This window comes from Bacillus sp. 2D03 (genome assembly GCF_003946765.1).
Lineage (GTDB): Bacteria > Bacillota > Bacilli > Bacillales > Bacillaceae_G > Bacillus_A > Bacillus_A cereus.
Map to the genome: position 1 here is coordinate 143,021 of NZ_RPSJ01000007.1, position 18,505 is coordinate 161,525.

Here is an 18,505-nt window from a genome sequence, read left to right on the forward strand (position 1 = left end):
TTCAACCACCACCAAAATCAATCCATTTGCTTATAGAAATACTTTTTCTACAGCAGTTACTAGTTCTTCTCCGTAATTTGCATTACCTTCAATATTTTCAACTAAATATTCTACTTCTTCTTTTAATCCTTCTAATTCCATTTCAATGTCATTCACGCGAACGAACATAACCACATCGTTATTCATCGCTTCATGCATTGCTTCCCAGCATGTGTGCGGAATACTTACATAAATGAAAGATGATTCATTTTCTAAGATATATAAAAATGATAAATTGTCTGAGTCTACAAGTACGTGATTACGCGCACTTAACTCCTTTACCTCTATTTCACTATTTTCCGCACAAAAAATAAGAGCATTCTCTCTCTTTTCTACGCTCTTAACTTGGATTTTATTTTGCATGCTCTAACTCCTCCATCTCAACTTCCTGTCTTACTTAACAGTATTATTGTATCATAACATGGACGCAAACAAATAAAACATTGAACCAAATTTATGAAAAAGCGATAATGTGTAAAGAATTATTTTTCAAAAGGAGATTATACAATGACACAAGAAATTGAAATTGAATTCAAAAATATCGTTACAAAAGAAGAATTCGATACATTATGTAAATCGTTTTCTATTGAAGCATTTACAAAACAAGTGAATCACTACTTTGAAACACCTGACTTCTCGTTAAAAGAAGCTGGCTCTGCACTTCGTATTCGTCATAAAGGAGAAACTTATACGTTAACGTTGAAACAACCTGCAGAAATCGGTTTATTAGAAACGCATCAAGTCGTAACAGAAGACGAAGCAAAAATGATGATGGAAACAAACACAATCATTCAAGGAGCAGTAGTAGATCAATTACACAAATTACAAATTCCTATTTCTGCTTTAACATATATGGGTAGTTTAACAACAGAAAGAGCAGAAACATTATTTAAAGGCGGAACGCTTGTCTTTGATCATAGTTTCTATTACAATCACGATGATTATGAAATTGAATTTGAAGTGCAAGATGAAGAAACAGGAAAAGCTGCATTTATTGATTTATTAACGCAACATAACATACCTATTCGCCATACAAATAACAAAGTAAAACGCTTTTTCCTTGCCAAACAAAACAAAGCACGCTAAAGTGAAAATTCCACTAGTGAATATGTTTCACTAGTGGATACATCTCACTAAAAAAGTTTACACCCGTAGAATAAGCAAAGAGTCTTTGAGAAGGCTGTTTATTTGCCCTCTCGAACATTCCATTGCTACAATAGATATACATTTCATGGAAAAAGGAGTTTATAAAGGATGAGCAAGCAACCGATGACACCATTTGAAGCAATTGGCGGTGAACAATGCATTGCAATATTAGTAGATACATTTTATTCCTATGTCAGTAAACACCCTGACTTATCTCCCATCTTCCCGGAAGATTTAACAGAAACCGCTAGGAAGCAGAAGCAATTTTTAACACAATATTTAGGTGGTCCTAATTTGTACACTGAAGAACATGGTCATCCTATGTTAAGAGCGCGCCATCTCCCGTTTGAGATTACCCCGAAACGAGCAGAGGCTTGGCTATCATGTATGGAGCAAGCAATGGATGATACTGGAGTGCATGGTCATATAAGAGAGTTTGTTTTTGAACGTTTAGCATTAACCGCTCAGCATATGGTTAATACTCCAAACGAAACAGGTGAAGTGTAATGGATAAGCAGGAAGCAAAGCATATAAATATGCCATCTCCTTCCGCATGTGAGCATAAGTCTGTAGAAGCATATTTATTTATTGATCCACTTTGTAAAGATTGCTGGGAAATTGAGCCTTTTATTATTAAACTATGGCTTGAATACGGGAAATACTTCTCTATTCGTCATATCGTAACAGGAAAAGTGGATGGAACGAACGCTTCCTCACACAAATGGAATAAACCTGCTAATATTCGATTTGTGTGGGAAAAGACAACCAGTTTACAAGGTTTTTCATGTGATGGAAAGGTACATATGCAAGAAGCATCGTCAACACCATATTTAGTTTCGATGGCAATTAAGGCAGCGGAGTTGCAAGGCCGAAAAGCAGGTTCGAAGTTTTTGCGAAAACTCCAAGAATACATTTTCCTTGAAAATGTATCAAACCCTGACTGCGAACTATTACTTGCATGTGCGAGAGATAGCAATATTGATGTAGAAGAATTTAAAAAAGATCTACATTCTGCTAGTGCAAAAAAAGCTTTCCAATGTGACTTGAAATTCACGAATGAAATGCATATTACAGAAATACCTTCCCTCGTCTTTTTTCATGCGAACTCAGATGAAGAAGGTATTAAAATCGCTGGAAATTATTCCTACGATGTATACGTACAATTATTGAAAGAACTTGTAAAATGTGAAATTGAGCCAGAACCATTACCACCTTTAGAAGTGCTACTAGAAGCAACACAATTTATATCTTCAAAAGAAGTAGCATTTATTTATGACTGTCCGCAACAAGAAATTGAACGCGAACTAAAAAAATTACAACTGAAACGAAAAGTACAAATGATAGAAGTAAAATGCGAACGTTATTGGAAATGGATAGCAAAAGAAAAAGACCTGGTGTAAACACCAGGTCTTCTTCTTTACGGCTTATAAAAATATTAAAGGGGATGGGAGAAATTTTCACGTTCAAACAAAGGGGTATATGTTTGTATGTGAATTCGTTCACGCTTATTATATTACAAGATTCGACGTCAGATGACAACCCCTTTTGTCGAATTTCACACTTTTGTCACATTCTAAACGTTTTCATTTTTGAATAAGCTATAAAAAAGGTCATTTAGGGGGTTTATTTATGAAAAAATCTTATATTGCTCTTCTCTTTCTAGCTGTCATCGTTTCTTTTTTCTTGTACATCCTCTCTCTACTACAAGCTTTTCCTAAAATTATTGCCTTACCTCTTTTATTCGGAATCATCGTTATCACACTCTCTTATTTCAATTATAAAAAACGATTCAAAGGGTTTTAATTTCAAAAATCAGCCGTAAAGCTATCCTTTCAGTTAGAAAAAACAAAGAAATCCACCTTTCTCTTCAACAAATATCGACATTAAATCTATTCAACAAAAAAGACGAGGATACAATCCCTCGTCTTTTTTCATTACTTTTCTTCAAATAATAATGCTTCTAATTCATTTAATTTCTCTTCAAATACTTGTAGCGCCTCTTTTACTGGTTCAGGAGATGCCATATCTACTCCTGCTTTTTTCAGCACTTCAATTGGATAATCAGAGCTTCCTGCTTTTAAGAACTCGTTAATATAACGTTCTACTGCTGGTTGTCCTTCTTCTAAAATCTGTTTAGATAGAGCTGTCGCTGCACTAAATCCTGTTGCGTATTGATATACGTAATAGTTGTAGTAGAAGTGTGGAATACGAGACCATTCTAAACCAATCTCTTCGTCGATTACTAAAGCGTCACCAAAATATTTCTTATTTAAATCGTAGTAAATTTCCGTTAGCATGTCTGGCGTAACAGCATGTCCTTCTTGTACTTTCTTATGAATAATATGTTCAAACTCTGCAAACATCGTTTGACGGAATACAGTACCACGGAACCCTTCTAAATAATGATTTAATAAATATAGACGCTCTTTCTTATCTTCTGTCGTTTTTAATAAATAATCATTTAGAAGCGCTTCATTACAAGTAGATGCCACTTCTGCTACGAAGATGGAATAATCACCATATACGTGCGGTTGTGTTTTTCTTGTATAGTAACTATGCACCGAATGACCAAACTCATGAGCAAGTGTAAATAAATTATTTACATTATCATGCCAGTTCATTAAAATATACGGATTTGTTCCATATGCACCAGATGAATATGCACCGCTTCGTTTTCCTTTATTCTCATACACATCTACCCAGCGATTTTCATATGCCTCTTTCAAAATATCAACATATTCATCACCAAGTACGTTTAAAGATTTTAATAAAAGGTCTTGCGCTTCTTCGTATTTCACATTCATTTTCACTTCTGGTACAAGTGGTGTATATAAATCATACATATGAAGCTCATCAAGTCCTAGTGCACGCTTACGAATATCGATGTAACGGTGTAATAAATGTAAGTTGTCATTTACTGTTTCAACGAGTTGATCGTATACTGCTTCCGGAATATTATTATTGCTCAGTGCAGCTTGGCGAGCAGAATCATATTTACGAACACGCGCATTGAAATTATTACGTTTTACTGCTCCGCTTAACGTACTCGCGAATGTGTTTTTAAATTTTCCGTACGTTTCATATACAGCTTTAAATGCATCTTTGCGAACACGAGGATCATCACTTTCTAAAAACTGAATGTAACGGCCATGTGTAATTTCTATTTCTTCTCCGTCTTCCCCTTTAATAGATGGGAATTTTAAATCCGCGTTATTCAACATACCGAATGTATTGCTTGATGAACTCATTACTTCAGATGCTTCCGCTAATAAAGCTTCCTCAGCTTCTGATAATACGTGCGGGCGTTGACGTGTAATTTCTTCTAATGCATGTTCATATACACTTAAATCTCTATTTTCCTTCAAGAATGTTTGCAGTGTATCTTCTGAAATCGATAAAATTTCAGGCACAATATACGCTGTGCTGCTAGATACTTGTGAATATAAATTTGTTGCGCGATCATTTAATGCTTGATATACAGAGTTTGTTGTATCTTGATCGTAACGCATATGAGCATATGTATATAACTTACCTAATCGCATTGAAATTTCATCTTCATATTGCAATGCCTCAAGTAAATTGTCCGCAGAGTCACCAAGTTTCCCTTTAAATTCAGTTAACTTCGGCAATAGCTCTTTAATAGCTTGGAATTCTTTTTCCCATTCTGCATCCGTTTGGAAAATATCTTCTAATCGCCACGTACTTGCTTCTTCAATCTCGTTGCGATCTGGTAATGCTTTCGCTTTGTTTTGTTCAGACATTCTTTAAGCCCTCCTTTAAATATCTCTACTTAAGTACAATTCGTTTTTTTCTTATGTAATTCCTTCACAATCATTCTTTATTATATCCCCTTTTCCTCCTCTCATGTTAAAATTCACCTCAAATAAAGATAGCGCATGTATTAAGCAAATCTCATCATGTTTCATAATTTCCTCCTCTGTTTTTAACATCACGATATCCCTTATTTTCCGGTATGTATAAGTTCCCACTTTACGCAAAACACCTATATAGCATAAAAATGTCATATATTCAGTAACTGCCACTTTCCATATGTGCTTTGAAAAGTACGGAAGTATCCGCCTTTTCGTATACCTTTTTACATAACTACACACGTATTGAAGAGAAATACACTCTCCTACTGCAAGCTCCCCTACACACTTCATATATAGGAAAGCTTGCCATATAAATGGGTTTGTTTGTAAAGCAAATGCAGAAGGGAGTGGAACACCAATTTCAGAAGGAAAGCTTGCTGGGGTACATTTAAATTGATATAAGAGGCGTAATAATGACTTATAATTATAATTCCAAATCGGCAGGGCATTTTTGCGGAAGTAGTTCTTTCTCTTCTTCCACTCTTCACCCAATCTTTCTTTCCCGAAAGGCACGGGAGAAAAAAGAATTTCAAAAGTAGTCGTATCAGTTGGTAAATATATAGTATGTGAGAAAAAGACATTTGTAGAAAAGGGAGTGACAAATGCACATTTCATAAATGATTTTTGTTTCGGACAGAAGAAAATAAGAAGTGGCTGAGGATAAGATTGTAAGGAGAAAGCCATAAGTGAGGAAAATTTCATCCAATATGCAGATTGCCTTTTTAATTGATTTCCACCAACGATCCAAATGACCTGTATACCAGCTTGCCAATACGAATATGTTCTTTTGTACAGCTGCTCTATAGCGAGGTTTGCACATTGGTATTCAATTGCAATTTTTCTGCCCGCCCTCTCTACAAAAACATCTGGTCGTTGCTTAATTTCTGGAAGGTAGTACTCTATATCCACCTGAAAGTTTTGACGCTTAAACCATCTATATAACAATTCTTTACCATGCATATGATACGTTGATTCCGCTTCATAAAAGGCAAGACATGAATTCACTTTTTTATGAGCAAAATGCCAACTTTTTTGTTTCCCTAATTTCATTTGCACTTCCTTTCCACAAGCTACACAAAAGAATCGTTCTTGTTGACGCATACGGCGCAAAAGCTCTTCATTACAATTATAGAGTAAATGAATTTTTTCTCCGTTTTCTCTTTTAGCGATAAATATCGTAATCACACCCTTTCAGCTCCTTATATTCTACAATTTGTTACAAATTCCTTTTAAAAAAAGAGATGTCCCAATTTCGGACATCTCTTTTTATAATAAAGGTGATAATAAGCGGTACGTTGATTCAACAATTCGTCTATGAAGACGTCTTTTATGAAAATGATCAACATGAATTTCACTTGATTCTTCTAAATCATCTTTAAAGTCTTGAACAAGTCTTCTAATGCTCTCTGTATCATATAAAAAGGCATTTACTTCAAAATTCAAATGAAAACTTCTCATATCCATATTAGCTGTCCCAATTGAAGCTAAATCAGAATCGACGATGACAACTTTACTATGAAGAAAACCTTTTTCATATTCATATATCTTTACTCCTGCGTCTAAAAGTTCTGGGAAGTACGATCTCGATGCATAAAAGACAGTCCGCTTATCCGGTTTACTCGGCATTAATAAACGAACATCAATACCAGCAAGTGCAGCAACCTTTAATGCGGATAAAATATCATCATCCGGAATAAAATACGGCGTTGCAATCCAAATAGATTTTCGAGCAGAAGCGATCATTGCAAAATATAAATGCTTAATCGTTTCCCACTTATTATCGGGGCCACCTGCAACTAGCTGCACTCCTCCCCAATGATCACCCTCAACTGCTTTTGCTTGTAAATATTCAGGGGCTAGCACAGCCTCCCCAGTCATATAAAACCAATCTTGAAGGAAAATAAGCTGTAAACTTTGTACAGCTTCACCACGCAAATATAAATGTGTGTCTCGCCAAAAGCCAAAATATTTATTTTTCCCTAAATACTCATCACCGATATTTAAACCGCCTACAAACCCTTCGTTCCCATCAATCACAACAATTTTCCTATGATTTCGATAATTAATTTTATCGTTTAAAATCGGAAAGCGCACAGGAAAGAATGGAATCATTTCTACACCTGCATCGTTTAATTCTTCAATATACGATTTCGATAACTTAAAACTTCCAACCGCATCATATAAAAAGCGAACAACAACGCCTTCTTTCGATTTTTGTATTAAAATATCTTTAATTTCTGTTCCTAACTTATCATCACGCACAATGTAATATTCCATATGAATGTGATGTTTCGCTCGTTTTAACCCATTTAAAATAGCCCGAAACGTTTCATCTCCATTTGTTAATGTCCTCGTTTCAGTTTGAAATGAAATATTTAAAGCACCTAATCGATCCGCTAAACGAAATAACAGTTCTTGATGCTTATGATTGCGTAAAATTCGTTCTTCGTAATCTTCATGCCCTTTATATTGTAAAAACGCCTGTTCATCAAGTAACGCCTTCTTTTGGAACATTCTTTTTCTCCGAAAATTTTGTCCAAATAATAAATAAGCAAAGAAGCCAAATACCGGAAAAATTCCTAAAACAATTAACCATGTAAGTGTTTTAGATGGATGTCGATTTTCTAAGAAAATAACGCAACCAATTAAAAACGCAGATACTGTAAATAAAATACTGATAATACCTAAAATCGAAACATCTTTTATCCCAATCACATCTGAATAAAATGCTACATCAATAAACATACGTAACGAAACAAATAATGCGAACAATAGCAGTATAAAGAAAATCAGCTTTAACGTATTTTTCATCTCTTACCTCCTAACTAAGAAAGCTTTCCTATTCTTCATATAAAAAGCCGATTTCATACTACAGAAATCGGCCTACGTTTTAGCAGGAAAATTATTGCGAATCGTTTCAAGAGCATGCTCTTTCACAATTTGTTTTCCATACTCACTTACACGATGAATTGTTAAAGTTGATTCTTCCCCATATTCTAAAATAATACTTAAAATACGATCGATTTCTTCTTCATCATGTAGCACTTCATCGAATTCCACATATACATAATAGCGGTTCTCAAATGAATACAGCTCATCTTTTATATCTTCAAAGATAAGACGATGACTTAATGAAATGACATCTTCAAAATCATTAAACTTAATTAAAAAGCCAAACGTACCATCTTCATTAAAGTTTGTTCCTGTTTGTTCTTCTACCTCTTCGACTAATTCTTGTTGGAATAATGATTCGATGCCTTCATCTAGAGGAATATCTATAATTTTGTCTACCCCTATCGGTAGTTCCAGCTTTTGCCCGTCTTTTGAAAGCTCTGCTTTCGTGACAAGTACTTCAATCCCTTTATCGACTGCTTGCACTTGAATCCATAACGGTCCATCAATAAAGAAATCGTCATGATCACGAGCTTCGTCCATCATCTCCCAAAAGAGCTCTTCACTTCGTTCGCGATCATACCAAATCTCTTCACGATTAAATCCTCTATCCTCTATATCAATGTACGTAATAAAAAATTTCATCGTATGATCATTAATTCTTTCAATATCCAAAATACAACTCTCCCTTCCTGCTTAGAATTGTTATGAAGGGATTCCCCACTCATATGACAAATCAATAGATTCTTGTACTCTCATTTTATGATAAGATTCTCCAGAATGGAAATAAAATCGATTTATTTTACAAAAATAGTTATATGCCTATCTTTACTCGATCAACTACGTAAATATATTATTATAGCGATTTCTTACTTACAAAAAATTTGGACATACATTTCCACATTCCCCCGTACACTGTAATAAAGTGAAACTTCTATTAGAAGAGATTATTTAACAACAACTTTCTTCATCACATACATATAGTTCGCTTATTAAAACATCATAAATGGAGGCAGACGAATGGACTTAGAGTTTTTAACATCCGTACTAATGATTGTCGGTATCGATGTTGTATTAGGTGGTGACAATGCAATCGTCATCGCACTAGCTAGCCGAAATTTACCTGAATCGAAACGAAATAAGGCTATTTTGATCGGTACTCTTTTAGCGATTGTACTAAGAATTGTCCTTACTATACTAGCTGTCTATTTACTCGACATTCCATTTCTACAATTGATTGGCGGGGTTTTACTTACATTAATTGCAGTCAATTTATTAACCGATAATAGCAACGATCTTTCTTCTATTCAAGGAAAAACAACTTTATTTCAAGCTGTGCGGACAATTGTTTTCGCGGATCTCGTTATGGGGTTTGATAATGTTATTGCCATTGCAGGTGCAGCTCACGGGAGATTTTTACTCGTCATAATCGGCTTACTCATTTCTATCCCGATTATTATTTGGGGCAGCAAACTTATTTTAATACTTATGGAGCGATTTCCATTCCTCATTTATTGCGGTGCAGCAATTCTTGCCTATACTGCAGGAAAAATGGTTACACATGAAGACAGACTTGCAACCTTTTTTCATAACAATCCAAGTTTCACTGCAAGCATTCCTTATTTGTTCATTTTCACTATTTTATGCATCGGCTTTATTGTACAACAAGTTCGATTACGCAATGTGAAACATTAAAAAAAACCTTCTACTATATAATAGGTAGAAGGTTTTCATATTATTATAATTAATTTACAAGACGTTGTGCTTCACGTAATTGGAACGTTCTTACTGTACGTGGTAAGAAACGACGAATTTCGTCTTCGTTGTAACCAACTTGAAGGCGTTTCTCGTCAATCATAATTGGACGACGTAAAATCCCTGGATAGTCACGAATCATCTTATATAAATCTTGAAGTGGTAAAGACTCTAAGTTTACATTCAATTCTTGGAAAACTTTCGAACGAGTAGAAATAATCTCATCCGTTCCGCTTTCTGTCATACGTAAAATCTCTTTAATTTCCTCAATCGTTAATGGATCTGAGAAAATATTACGTTCTGTATAGGGAATATGATTTTCCTCTAGCCATAATTTCGCCTTTCTACAAGACGTACAGCTTGGAGAACTATATAATGTTACCATACAAAGCTCACTCTCCTTAAAGAGTACAAATTCTGTACTAAATACAGTTTTAATTTCTAACTTCAGCAATTTTTCGTGATAACTTGTCTTATTGAAAAGTACAAAAATCACATTTCATGTAAGCAACAACTTATAATAAACAACAATTACTTTTAATAAGTAACTTCTATAATCATTATACAATAGATTTTGCAAGAAATATACAGTAAATTTCCTGCTAGTTGAGAAAACTCTCCCGTGTATTTCACTGCTATGTAACATGATTACGCTCATTTCAGCTGTACTTTAACAATAACTTTCAACCCTTTTACTACTCACTTCCCATAGATTTTTCATATAATATATAGTTATTTATCTATAATCTTCCCTATGAAAAAGAGAACGTTTTCTTACTTTTTCTTGATAAATCAATTAAGAAATGTAAGACTATACAAATGAGAATAAAAAGGAACACTTGTTCTTATTTTAACAAATATCCTCCCTCCTGTCTACATGATTTCTAAAGTAAATTAAATATTTTTCTGACATTTCTTTCTTTTTCATTTTTTATCTCATACAATAAACATACAGACAGGCAAAGGGGGAGTTTTCAAATGATTGCTTTTTTTATTGATTTTATTACGGTTGCTGCCCTCATCATCGGAATAACAGCATTGATTGGTGTCATTACAAATAGCATCGGCGAAAAGCTCTTTGGTGGAAAAGAAAAAATGAAGTTTGTTAACAAAAGTTTGGATGTACAATCTGGCTGGAACCAAGTTGGCGGAAAAGGCATTTATAAGAAACGAACGTATTAAAAAAAGCAGGTGATCACCTGCTTTTTTTCTTATTTCTCTACTGAAGCCCATTTAAAGCTTAAATCGCCGCCATATTTATGGTTGTACATATTTTTAATTGAATCTCTTTGTAAATATGCTCTACCACGTTGATATACTGGAACGATCGCAGCATCATCAAGTAACATTTTTTCTGCTTCTAATAAGTTCTTCCAACGAGCATTTACATCGCTTCCATCTTTTTTCGCCTTCATAATGATTTCATCGTATTTTGGATTAGAGTACTTCATCTTATTTTGTGATCCATCTGTTACAAACATATCAAGATATGTAATTGGATCTGGGAAGTCCGCACTCCATCCAGAGAATGACATGACATAATCGCCCGCATCTTCTAATTTTAGTTTTTGTGCGAATGGTTGTTGTTTAATTTTCACTGTTAAACCTGGTAAATTCTTTTCTAATTCACCTTTTAAATATTCACCAGTTTTCTTTGATAACTCTACATCTTCATTTAATAATTCTAATTCGATTTCATTTTTACCAAGTTCTTTTTTACCAGCTTCCCAATATTTCTTCGCTTCTTTCACGTTTGGTTTTACAATATCCCCGTTTACAGCACGGAAATCTTTTTTATCTGGTCCTTTAATGAAGTTATCAGGAATTAATCCTGTCGCTGGCTTAGAACCGTTATTTAATAATGTATCCACGAATGGCTTACGGTCAAAAGCAAGTGAAATTGCTTTACGAATATTTTTATTTGCTAAAGCTGGATCTTTTTGATTTAAACGAAGGAAGAATACAGATGTATCTTCTACTGTTTGGAAATCTGGTTTTCCTTTATATTTATCAATAAACTCCGCTAATAACGACGCTCGATCAATTGCATTTGTTTCATATAAGTTAATTGGCGTAGATGTATCTTTTACAATATTAAAGTTTACTTCTTCAATCTTTACTTCTTTATTGTCCCAATATGACGCGCTCTTTGTCATTTTAAAGCTACGTTCATGTTGCCAATCACTTAGTGTAAATGGCCCGTTATAAAGCGTTGTATTCGCTTCTAAACCAAACTTCGTACCTTGCTCTTTCACAAACTTTTCATTCGCAGGATAGAAGATTGGATATACCATTAAATCTACAAGGTATGGAATTGAATTATCTAATTCCACTTCTAATGTATAATCATCAATCGCCTTTACCCCTAATTGATCCGGACTCATCTCTTTTTTATTAATTTTCTCTGCATTTTTTATATCATACATAATGTACGCTGATTTCGCAGCTGTATCTGGGTTAATCGCTCTTTGCCATGCATATACGAAATCTTTTGCCGTCACAGGCTCACCATTTGACCATTTTGCGTCTTCACGTAATTTAAATGTATATTTTTTACCATCTTCTGATTTTTTGAATTCCTTCGCTACACCAGGAACTAGCTTATCATCTTTTCCTAAACTGTATAAGCCTTCCATCGTATTAGTCATTACTCTTGAAGAAACTGCATCAGCTGATAACGCTGGATCCATCGTTGGAATTTCTTGTGTTTCAATTAAGTTAATAACTTGCTTCGCGCCGCTTTTTCCGCTATCCCCTTTAGCGTTTGCTTGCGATTCATCTTTTTGATAGCTACATGCCCCTAACATCATGCTCATCGCTACTGTTGATGCTACAAAAACTGGTATCTTTTTTTTCATACTTCCACCCTCCAAAAAAATGTTAACCCTTTCATTTTCAAACAAAAAGAAATATATATATGTTCTAATAATTCATATTATACACACAAATATATTTTTTGTATATTTATATTTCTATTTCATTAAAATTTTCCGTTAAAAAATATACCTTTGTAAACGTTTCATATTGCTGATTATTCTTACTAAAGTGTTAAAAATAACATTTTTTACACTCTTCTAAATTATCAGATAAAAATGAATTTTATATCTCATAATATTTTATGTATAATTATCCTTTTGTTTTTATCATAAAATAGCACTCTCTTCATAATAAAAATATGTAGGCTAAAATGAGTGCAAAGGTTAAGAAAGTATGTTACGATACATTTTGCTAAAAATAGATATCGGTAAAGAGGGGACGGACATGGCAGCAATTCAAGCAAAAAACGGGCCTACTGAGAAATTAAGTTTATTCTTATTAACATGGCCTATTTTTCTAGAAGTTTTTCTTTTTATGTTAATGGGGATCGCTGATACTTTCATGTTAAGTGCATTATCAGACGATGCTGTATCTGGGGTTGGTGCAGCGAATCAATATCTTCATATTGCGATTTTGGTATTAGAAGTCATCGGGAACGGCGCTGCTATCGTTGTATCTCAATACCTCGGTTCCAAACGCTTTATGGAAGCATCTAAAATATCAGCATTAGCCGTCACATTAAATTTAATAGTTGGGCTCGTTATAAGCGCTGGTTTTCTTTTATTTTCGAAACATATGATGCTCGCAATGAACTTACAAGGCGATGTACTAACGTATGCGCAAAACTACTTATCTATCGTCGGAGGAGCCATCTTCCTACAAGCTATTATTAACTCATTAGCCGCAATTATCCGTGTACACGGTTTTACAAAGCAAGCGATGTTTATTTCACTCGGAATGAATATGATTCATATCGCTGGAAACTACGTACTCATTTTCGGAAAATTTGGTTTCCCTGAGCTCGGTGTACAAGGGGCTGCAATTTCTTCCGCTATCAGTCGATTGATCGCACTTATTGTTTTCTTCTGGTTACTATACCGCGTTATGGAATATCGTGTGAAATTACAATATTACTTCACTTTATCCAAAGAATACATTGGGAAAATTTTAAAAATTGGCATTCCATCTGCATTTGAACAAGTGATGTATCAAGCTTGTCAAATCGTCTTCCTTTATTACGCAACGTACTTAGGAACGGAATCATTAGCTGCTAGACAATACGCTACTAACATTTCCATGTTCACTTATTTATTTGCAATTGCGATTGGTATGGGAACAGCCATTATTATTGGCCGCCTCGTTGGTGGTGGCGAAAAGGATGAAGCATACGAACGCTTGTGGAAAAGTGTAAAATGGGCAATTGGTGTAACTTTATGTATGGTCGCTCTCGTTATTATATTCCGTACACAATTAATGGGACTATTTACAGATAATCCGCACATTATCGGGTTAGGCGCAAGTGTTCTTTTACTAAGTGTACTACTTGAAACGGGACGTACGATGAACATCGTCATCATTAATTCGCTTCGTGCAGCTGGTGATGCAAAATATCCTGTTTTAATCGGTGCATTCTCTATGGTGTTAATGAGTTTACCACTAGGTTACTTTTTCGCCTTTCATTTAGATATGGGTCTCGTTGGTATTTGGCTAGCAATCGCCATCGACGAATGGACACGTGCCATTATTATGTTCTTCCGCTGGAAAAGTAGAGCGTGGGAGCGTTATGCCCTTGTTAAACCTGAAGAACAAGAGGAGAATGTTTCTGTTCAAGTTCAGTAATTTTGCATATGGATATCACTAATGATACATGAGATTTATATCGGCGATTCCTTAAATATATCGACTGACCGACAAATGTATACAATTCTTTTATATAGTAGAAAAGAGCCATCCTTCCATAACAGAAGAATGGCTCTTTTTCTTATTGATAAATCTCTTTATATTTCTTGTACTCCGCTTCAGAACATAGTACGAAATGTCCTGGGCGAATTTCACGCATTGTTGGTGCTTCACTACCATAATTATGCTGTGATGGATCATATACGATACGTTTACGATTGCGCTCATAATCCGGATCTGGAAGTGGAATCGCTGATAATAGTGATTTCGTATATGGATGAATTGGATTCGCATATAATTCATCACTTGTTGTTAACTCAACGATTTGGCCACGATACATTACACCAATACGGTCACTAATGTATTTTACCATTGATAAATCATGGGCGATGAATAAGTATGTTAAACCTTTTTCTTTTTGTAGCTTTTTCAGTAAGTTTACAACTTGCGCCTGAATCGATACGTCAAGTGCTGAGATTGGCTCATCGGCAATGATAAATTCTGGGTCTACAGCAAGCGCTCGAGCGATACCGATACGCTGACGTTGTCCACCTGAGAATTCGTGTGGGAAACGGTTCGCGTGCTCTTTATTTAAACCAACTGTGTTTAATAGTTCATGAACACGGTCCATGCGCTCTTTTTTACTTTTCGCTAGTCCGTGAATATCGATACCTTCTGCAATAATATCCCCTACTGTCATACGAGGGTTTAATGATGCATATGGATCTTGGAAAATCATTTGCATTTTACGGTTGAATTTCTTCAGCTCTGCGCGTGATTTTTTACCATGTACATTTTCACCATCGAATAACACTTCACCAGCAGTTGCATCATATAAACGAATAATCGTTCTTCCAGTTGTCGATTTACCACAACCTGATTCTCCTACAAGACCAAATGTTTCTCCGCGGTAAATATCAAATGAAATATCATTAACCGCTTTGACAACACCACCACTCACGTCGAAGTGCTGCTTTACATTTTTTACTTCAATTAATTTCTCACGTTGTTTAGTCATGTTGTTCACCTGCTTTCATTTGAAGAATGCGTTTTTCAACGACTGCCGGCGGTTTTACTTCTGGAGCTTGCTCGTGAAGTAACCAAGTTGCCGCATAGTGCGTATCACTTACTTTAAATAAAGGTGGGTCCATTTCAAAATCAATTTTCAGTGCCTGTGGGTTACGTGGTGCAAAAGCATCTCCCTTTGGCGGCTTCAATAAATCTGGAGGTGTTCCAGGGATTGCATATAACTCTTCTTCTGAACCATCTAAACTTGGCATAGATGCGATTAAACCCCAAGTATATGGATGTTTCGGATTGTAGAAAATTTCATCTACAGTTCCAATTTCAACAACTTTACCAGCGTACATAACTGCCACTCGGTCCGCAACGTTTGCTACTACACCTAAGTCATGCGTAATGAAAATGATTGCTGCTTCTGTTTTTTGCTGAATGTCTTTCATAAGTTCTAAAATTTGCGCCTGAATTGTAACGTCTAGCGCTGTTGTCGGCTCATCGGCAATTAATAATTTCGGGTTACAAGCTAACGCCATCGCAATAACTACACGCTGTCTCATACCATCTGAGAATTGGTGAGGATATTGTTTTAAACGAGCTTCCGGATTTGGAATACCTACAAGGTCAATTAATTCTAAAGCAACTTTACGTGCATCTGCTTTACTCATCCCTTGGTGTTTAATTAGACCTTCCATAATTTGATTTCCAATTGTCATCGTTGGGTTTAATGATGTCATTGGATCTTGGAAAATCATCGCAATATCTTTACCGCGTACTTGCTGCATTTCTTTTTCTGTTAATTTTGTTAAGTCACGACCTTCAAATACGATTTCACCATTTTTAATGCGTCCAGGAGGATTCGGAATTAATCCCATTAACGCTTTAGAAGTAACTGATTTTCCTGAACCAGATTCTCCTACAATCGCCAATGTTTCTCCTTTTTTCAAATCAAAAGTAACGCCGCGTACAGCTTGTACTTCACCTGCATGTGTATCAAAGGAGACTTGTAAATCTTTTACCTCTAACAATGTTTTCATCTTTGCCTCTCCCCTCTTTTACTTACGCATTTTTGGATCTAACGCGTCGCGTAATCCGTCTGCCATTAAGTTAAACGCTAAAATTAATATACTGATGACAACCGCAGGGATGAACATCATATGCGGATACGTTTGAATAGATTTATAACCATCATTTACAAGAGAACCTAGTGACGCAAATGGTGGCTGAATTCCTAAACCGATGAAACTTAAGAACGCTTCACCAAACACCGCTGATGGAATTGTAAACATTGTCATTACGATAATAGGTCCCATTACGTTTGGAATTAAATGTTTCACAATTAATTGTGTATTTGTTGCACCTAATGTACGAGATGCTAATACATATTCTTGGTTTTTTAACTTTAAGATTTGTCCACGAACAATACGCGACATCCCTATCCAACCTGTAATCGCCATCGCAAGTGTAATTGACCAAATACCAGATCCCATAATGATTACCATTAAAATAACGATGATTAAGTATGGAATACCGTTAATAATCTCCATAATACGTTGCATAATGTTATCTACTCTACCGCCGTAGAATGCTGAAATACCTCCGTATGCAACCCCAATTACTAAGTCAATTGCTGCCGCTAAAAGAGCGATATATAATGATACGCGTGTACCTTCCCATGTTCTTGTCCATAAGTCACGGCCAAGGTCATCTGTACCAAACCAGAAGTACTCTTTAATATCACGTTTTTCATATTGGTCAACACCATATTGATCTGTACCGTCAAATGGTAACCAATGAACATTTTCAATAACTGGAATTTTTGGTGGTAATTTCGCACGACCTAAATCTTGCTCTTTATACGAGTGTTTACTTACCATCGGTCCAAAAATCGCTAATAGCGCAATGATAACTAACAATACAAGGCCAAGCATCGCACCTTTATGTTGGAATAAACGTCTTCTTACATCTTGCCAAAACGTTAAGCTTGGACGGGCAATGACTTCATTATCAACATTATTTTGATTGGCTTGTTGAAATAAATCTGGAGATAATTTTTGTACATCTTTCATCATTTTTTCCCTCCCGCTAAACGAATACGAGGATCAATAATTCCGTATAAAATATCGACAATGAAAATAACTAAAATGAAGATCGCACTATAGAAAATCGTAGTTCCCATAATAACTGTATAGTCATTTAAAGTAATCGATTTAACGAATTGTTCCCCAAGTCCTGGTACAGCATAAATTTGCTCGATAACAAGTGTTCCTGTAATTAATGCCGCAACCATTGGTCCTAAAATTGTTACAACTGGAATTAACGCGTTACGAAGTGCATGTTTGACAATGATAACGCCTTGGCTAATTCCTTTCGCTTTCGCTGTTAAAATGTAATCGGCTTGCATAACTTCAATTAATTCTGCACGAGAGAAACGTGCGATTGTTGCGATAACTCCCATCGATAATGCAATTGTAGGCATTACAGTAAACTCTGGTCCTTTCCAGAATGCTACTGGGAACCAGCCAAGTTTTACCCCTACGAAATATTGCAGTAATGCGGCGAATACGAATGATGGTACCGACATTCCGAGTACCGAAATAACTGTTGCACTATAATCTACCCACGTATTATTACGAAGTGCGGCAACAATACCTAAAATTAAACCGATAAATGTTCCTAATATAATCGCTTGTAAACCTAATTGGGCTGATGGTCCAATACGATCCACAATCATGTCTGTTACTGGGCGGTTATCATATTGGAATGATACCCCTAAATCACCTTTTGCTAAGTTACCTAAGTAACGTGCATATTGAACTGGTACCGGATCATTCAATCCGTATTTTTCAAGAATGATTTCTTTTTGTGCCGGTGATAGCTTCTCCTGGTTTTTAAGCGGAGAACCCGGAAGTAATTTCATCAAAAAGAAAGTCATTGTAGTAATTAAAAATAATGTCAAAGCCATGTACACGAAACGTTTTAATACATAACGTCCCATAGTCAAGCACCTCCCCGTTTTTCTCAAAAGCAATAAGATAGTTTAAAATATTCTTACTTTTATTTTTTTA

General features: G+C 35.3%; 18 protein-coding genes. 7 read left to right on the plus strand and 11 right to left on the minus strand.

Annotation, left to right across the window (positions count from 1 at the left end; translation table 11 throughout):
- Positions 1–30: 30 nt before the first annotated feature.
- Positions 31–402, minus strand: a complete 372-nt coding sequence (locus EBQ15_RS17340) for a UPF0738 family protein (RefSeq protein WP_001180003.1) — start codon at positions 400–402, stop codon at positions 31–33.
- A 144-nt stretch (positions 403–546) separates the two neighbouring features.
- Here EBQ15_RS17340 and EBQ15_RS17345 point away from each other — a divergent pair, with 144 nt between their 5' ends.
- The 4 genes from EBQ15_RS17345 (at position 547) to EBQ15_RS31210 (ending at position 2,988) form a co-directional block, all read left to right on the plus strand.
- On the plus strand, positions 547–1,125 hold the full coding sequence (locus tag EBQ15_RS17345; RefSeq protein WP_000191119.1) for a CYTH domain-containing protein: 579 nt from the start codon (positions 547–549) through the stop codon (positions 1,123–1,125).
- A 168-nt stretch (positions 1,126–1,293) separates the two neighbouring features.
- Positions 1,294–1,692 (plus strand): globin domain-containing protein, encoded by a 399-nt coding sequence (locus EBQ15_RS17350; RefSeq protein ID WP_000043386.1) that lies wholly within the window; start codon positions 1,294–1,296, stop codon positions 1,690–1,692.
- Positions 1,692–2,585: a ClpXP adapter SpxH family protein gene (locus EBQ15_RS17355; RefSeq protein ID WP_000360656.1), complete on the plus strand. Its 894-nt coding sequence runs from the start codon at positions 1,692–1,694 to the stop codon at positions 2,583–2,585. Before EBQ15_RS17350 ends, EBQ15_RS17355 begins: the two co-directional genes overlap by 1 nt.
- Positions 2,586–2,814: 229 nt before the next feature.
- Complete coding sequence (locus EBQ15_RS31210) at positions 2,815–2,988, plus strand: hypothetical protein (RefSeq protein ID WP_000750355.1); 174 nt, start codon at positions 2,815–2,817, stop codon at positions 2,986–2,988.
- 131 nt (positions 2,989–3,119) lie between these two features.
- Here the strand turns inward: EBQ15_RS31210 and pepF are convergent, their stop codons facing one another.
- The 4 genes from pepF to mecA form a co-directional block, all read right to left on the minus strand.
- Complete coding sequence (pepF, locus tag EBQ15_RS17360; RefSeq protein WP_000003348.1) at positions 3,120–4,946, minus strand: oligoendopeptidase F; 1,827 nt, start codon at positions 4,944–4,946, stop codon at positions 3,120–3,122.
- Between the two features lie 51 nt (positions 4,947–4,997).
- Positions 4,998–6,242, minus strand: a complete 1,245-nt coding sequence (locus EBQ15_RS17365) for a competence protein CoiA (protein ID WP_000628326.1) — start codon at positions 6,240–6,242, stop codon at positions 4,998–5,000.
- An 81-nt stretch (positions 6,243–6,323) separates the two neighbouring features.
- Positions 6,324–7,868: a cardiolipin synthase gene (locus EBQ15_RS17370; protein ID WP_000799195.1), complete on the minus strand. Its 1,545-nt coding sequence runs from the start codon at positions 7,866–7,868 to the stop codon at positions 6,324–6,326.
- 72 nt (positions 7,869–7,940) lie between these two features.
- Positions 7,941–8,624, minus strand: a complete 684-nt coding sequence (gene mecA / locus EBQ15_RS17375; RefSeq protein ID WP_000350716.1) for an adaptor protein MecA — start codon at positions 8,622–8,624, stop codon at positions 7,941–7,943.
- A 345-nt stretch (positions 8,625–8,969) separates the two neighbouring features.
- Here mecA and EBQ15_RS17380 point away from each other — a divergent pair, with 345 nt between their 5' ends.
- Entirely contained in the window at positions 8,970–9,644 is a 675-nt protein-coding gene (locus tag EBQ15_RS17380) for a TerC family protein (protein ID WP_000362615.1), read from the plus strand.
- Positions 9,645–9,693: 49 nt separating this feature from the next.
- Here EBQ15_RS17380 and spx read toward each other — a convergent pair whose 3' ends face one another.
- Positions 9,694–10,089: a transcriptional regulator Spx gene (gene spx / locus EBQ15_RS17385; protein WP_000258267.1), complete on the minus strand. Its 396-nt coding sequence runs from the start codon at positions 10,087–10,089 to the stop codon at positions 9,694–9,696.
- A gap of 593 nt (positions 10,090–10,682) precedes the next feature.
- Between spx and EBQ15_RS17390 the strand changes: the two genes are divergently transcribed.
- Positions 10,683–10,886 carry a hypothetical protein gene (locus tag EBQ15_RS17390; RefSeq protein WP_000559971.1) on the plus strand — a complete coding sequence of 68 codons (204 nt, stop codon included), beginning with the start codon at positions 10,683–10,685 and terminating at the stop codon, positions 10,884–10,886.
- A gap of 29 nt (positions 10,887–10,915) precedes the next feature.
- On the opposite strand, the gene EBQ15_RS17395 is transcribed toward EBQ15_RS17390, so the two are convergent.
- Complete coding sequence (locus EBQ15_RS17395) at positions 10,916–12,562, minus strand: peptide ABC transporter substrate-binding protein (protein WP_000727249.1); 1,647 nt, start codon at positions 12,560–12,562, stop codon at positions 10,916–10,918.
- A gap of 352 nt (positions 12,563–12,914) precedes the next feature.
- On the opposite strand from EBQ15_RS17395, the gene EBQ15_RS17400 reads away from it, so the two are divergent.
- Positions 12,915–14,360, plus strand: coding sequence for an MATE family efflux transporter (locus EBQ15_RS17400; RefSeq protein ID WP_016117419.1), 1,446 nt, complete (start codon positions 12,915–12,917; stop codon positions 14,358–14,360).
- 142 nt (positions 14,361–14,502) lie between these two features.
- Here EBQ15_RS17400 and EBQ15_RS17405 read toward each other — a convergent pair whose 3' ends face one another.
- The 4 genes from EBQ15_RS17405 to opp3b are packed head-to-tail and all read right to left on the minus strand — an operon-like array spanning position 14,503 to position 18,435.
- Complete coding sequence (locus tag EBQ15_RS17405; RefSeq protein ID WP_000166348.1) at positions 14,503–15,438, minus strand: ABC transporter ATP-binding protein; 936 nt, start codon at positions 15,436–15,438, stop codon at positions 14,503–14,505.
- Positions 15,431–16,474 (minus strand): ABC transporter ATP-binding protein, encoded by a 1,044-nt coding sequence (locus EBQ15_RS17410; protein ID WP_125653116.1) that lies wholly within the window; start codon positions 16,472–16,474, stop codon positions 15,431–15,433. Before EBQ15_RS17410 ends, EBQ15_RS17405 begins: the two co-directional genes overlap by 8 nt.
- Before the next feature lie 18 nt (positions 16,475–16,492).
- Complete coding sequence (gene opp3C, locus EBQ15_RS17415) at positions 16,493–17,509, minus strand: oligopeptide ABC transporter permease (RefSeq protein WP_000974106.1); 1,017 nt, start codon at positions 17,507–17,509, stop codon at positions 16,493–16,495.
- On the minus strand, positions 17,506–18,435 hold the full coding sequence (opp3b, locus tag EBQ15_RS17420) for an oligopeptide ABC transporter permease (protein WP_000534172.1): 930 nt from the start codon (positions 18,433–18,435) through the stop codon (positions 17,506–17,508). The genes opp3C and opp3b overlap by 4 nt, the downstream gene beginning before the upstream one ends.
- Positions 18,436–18,505 lie beyond the last annotated feature (70 nt).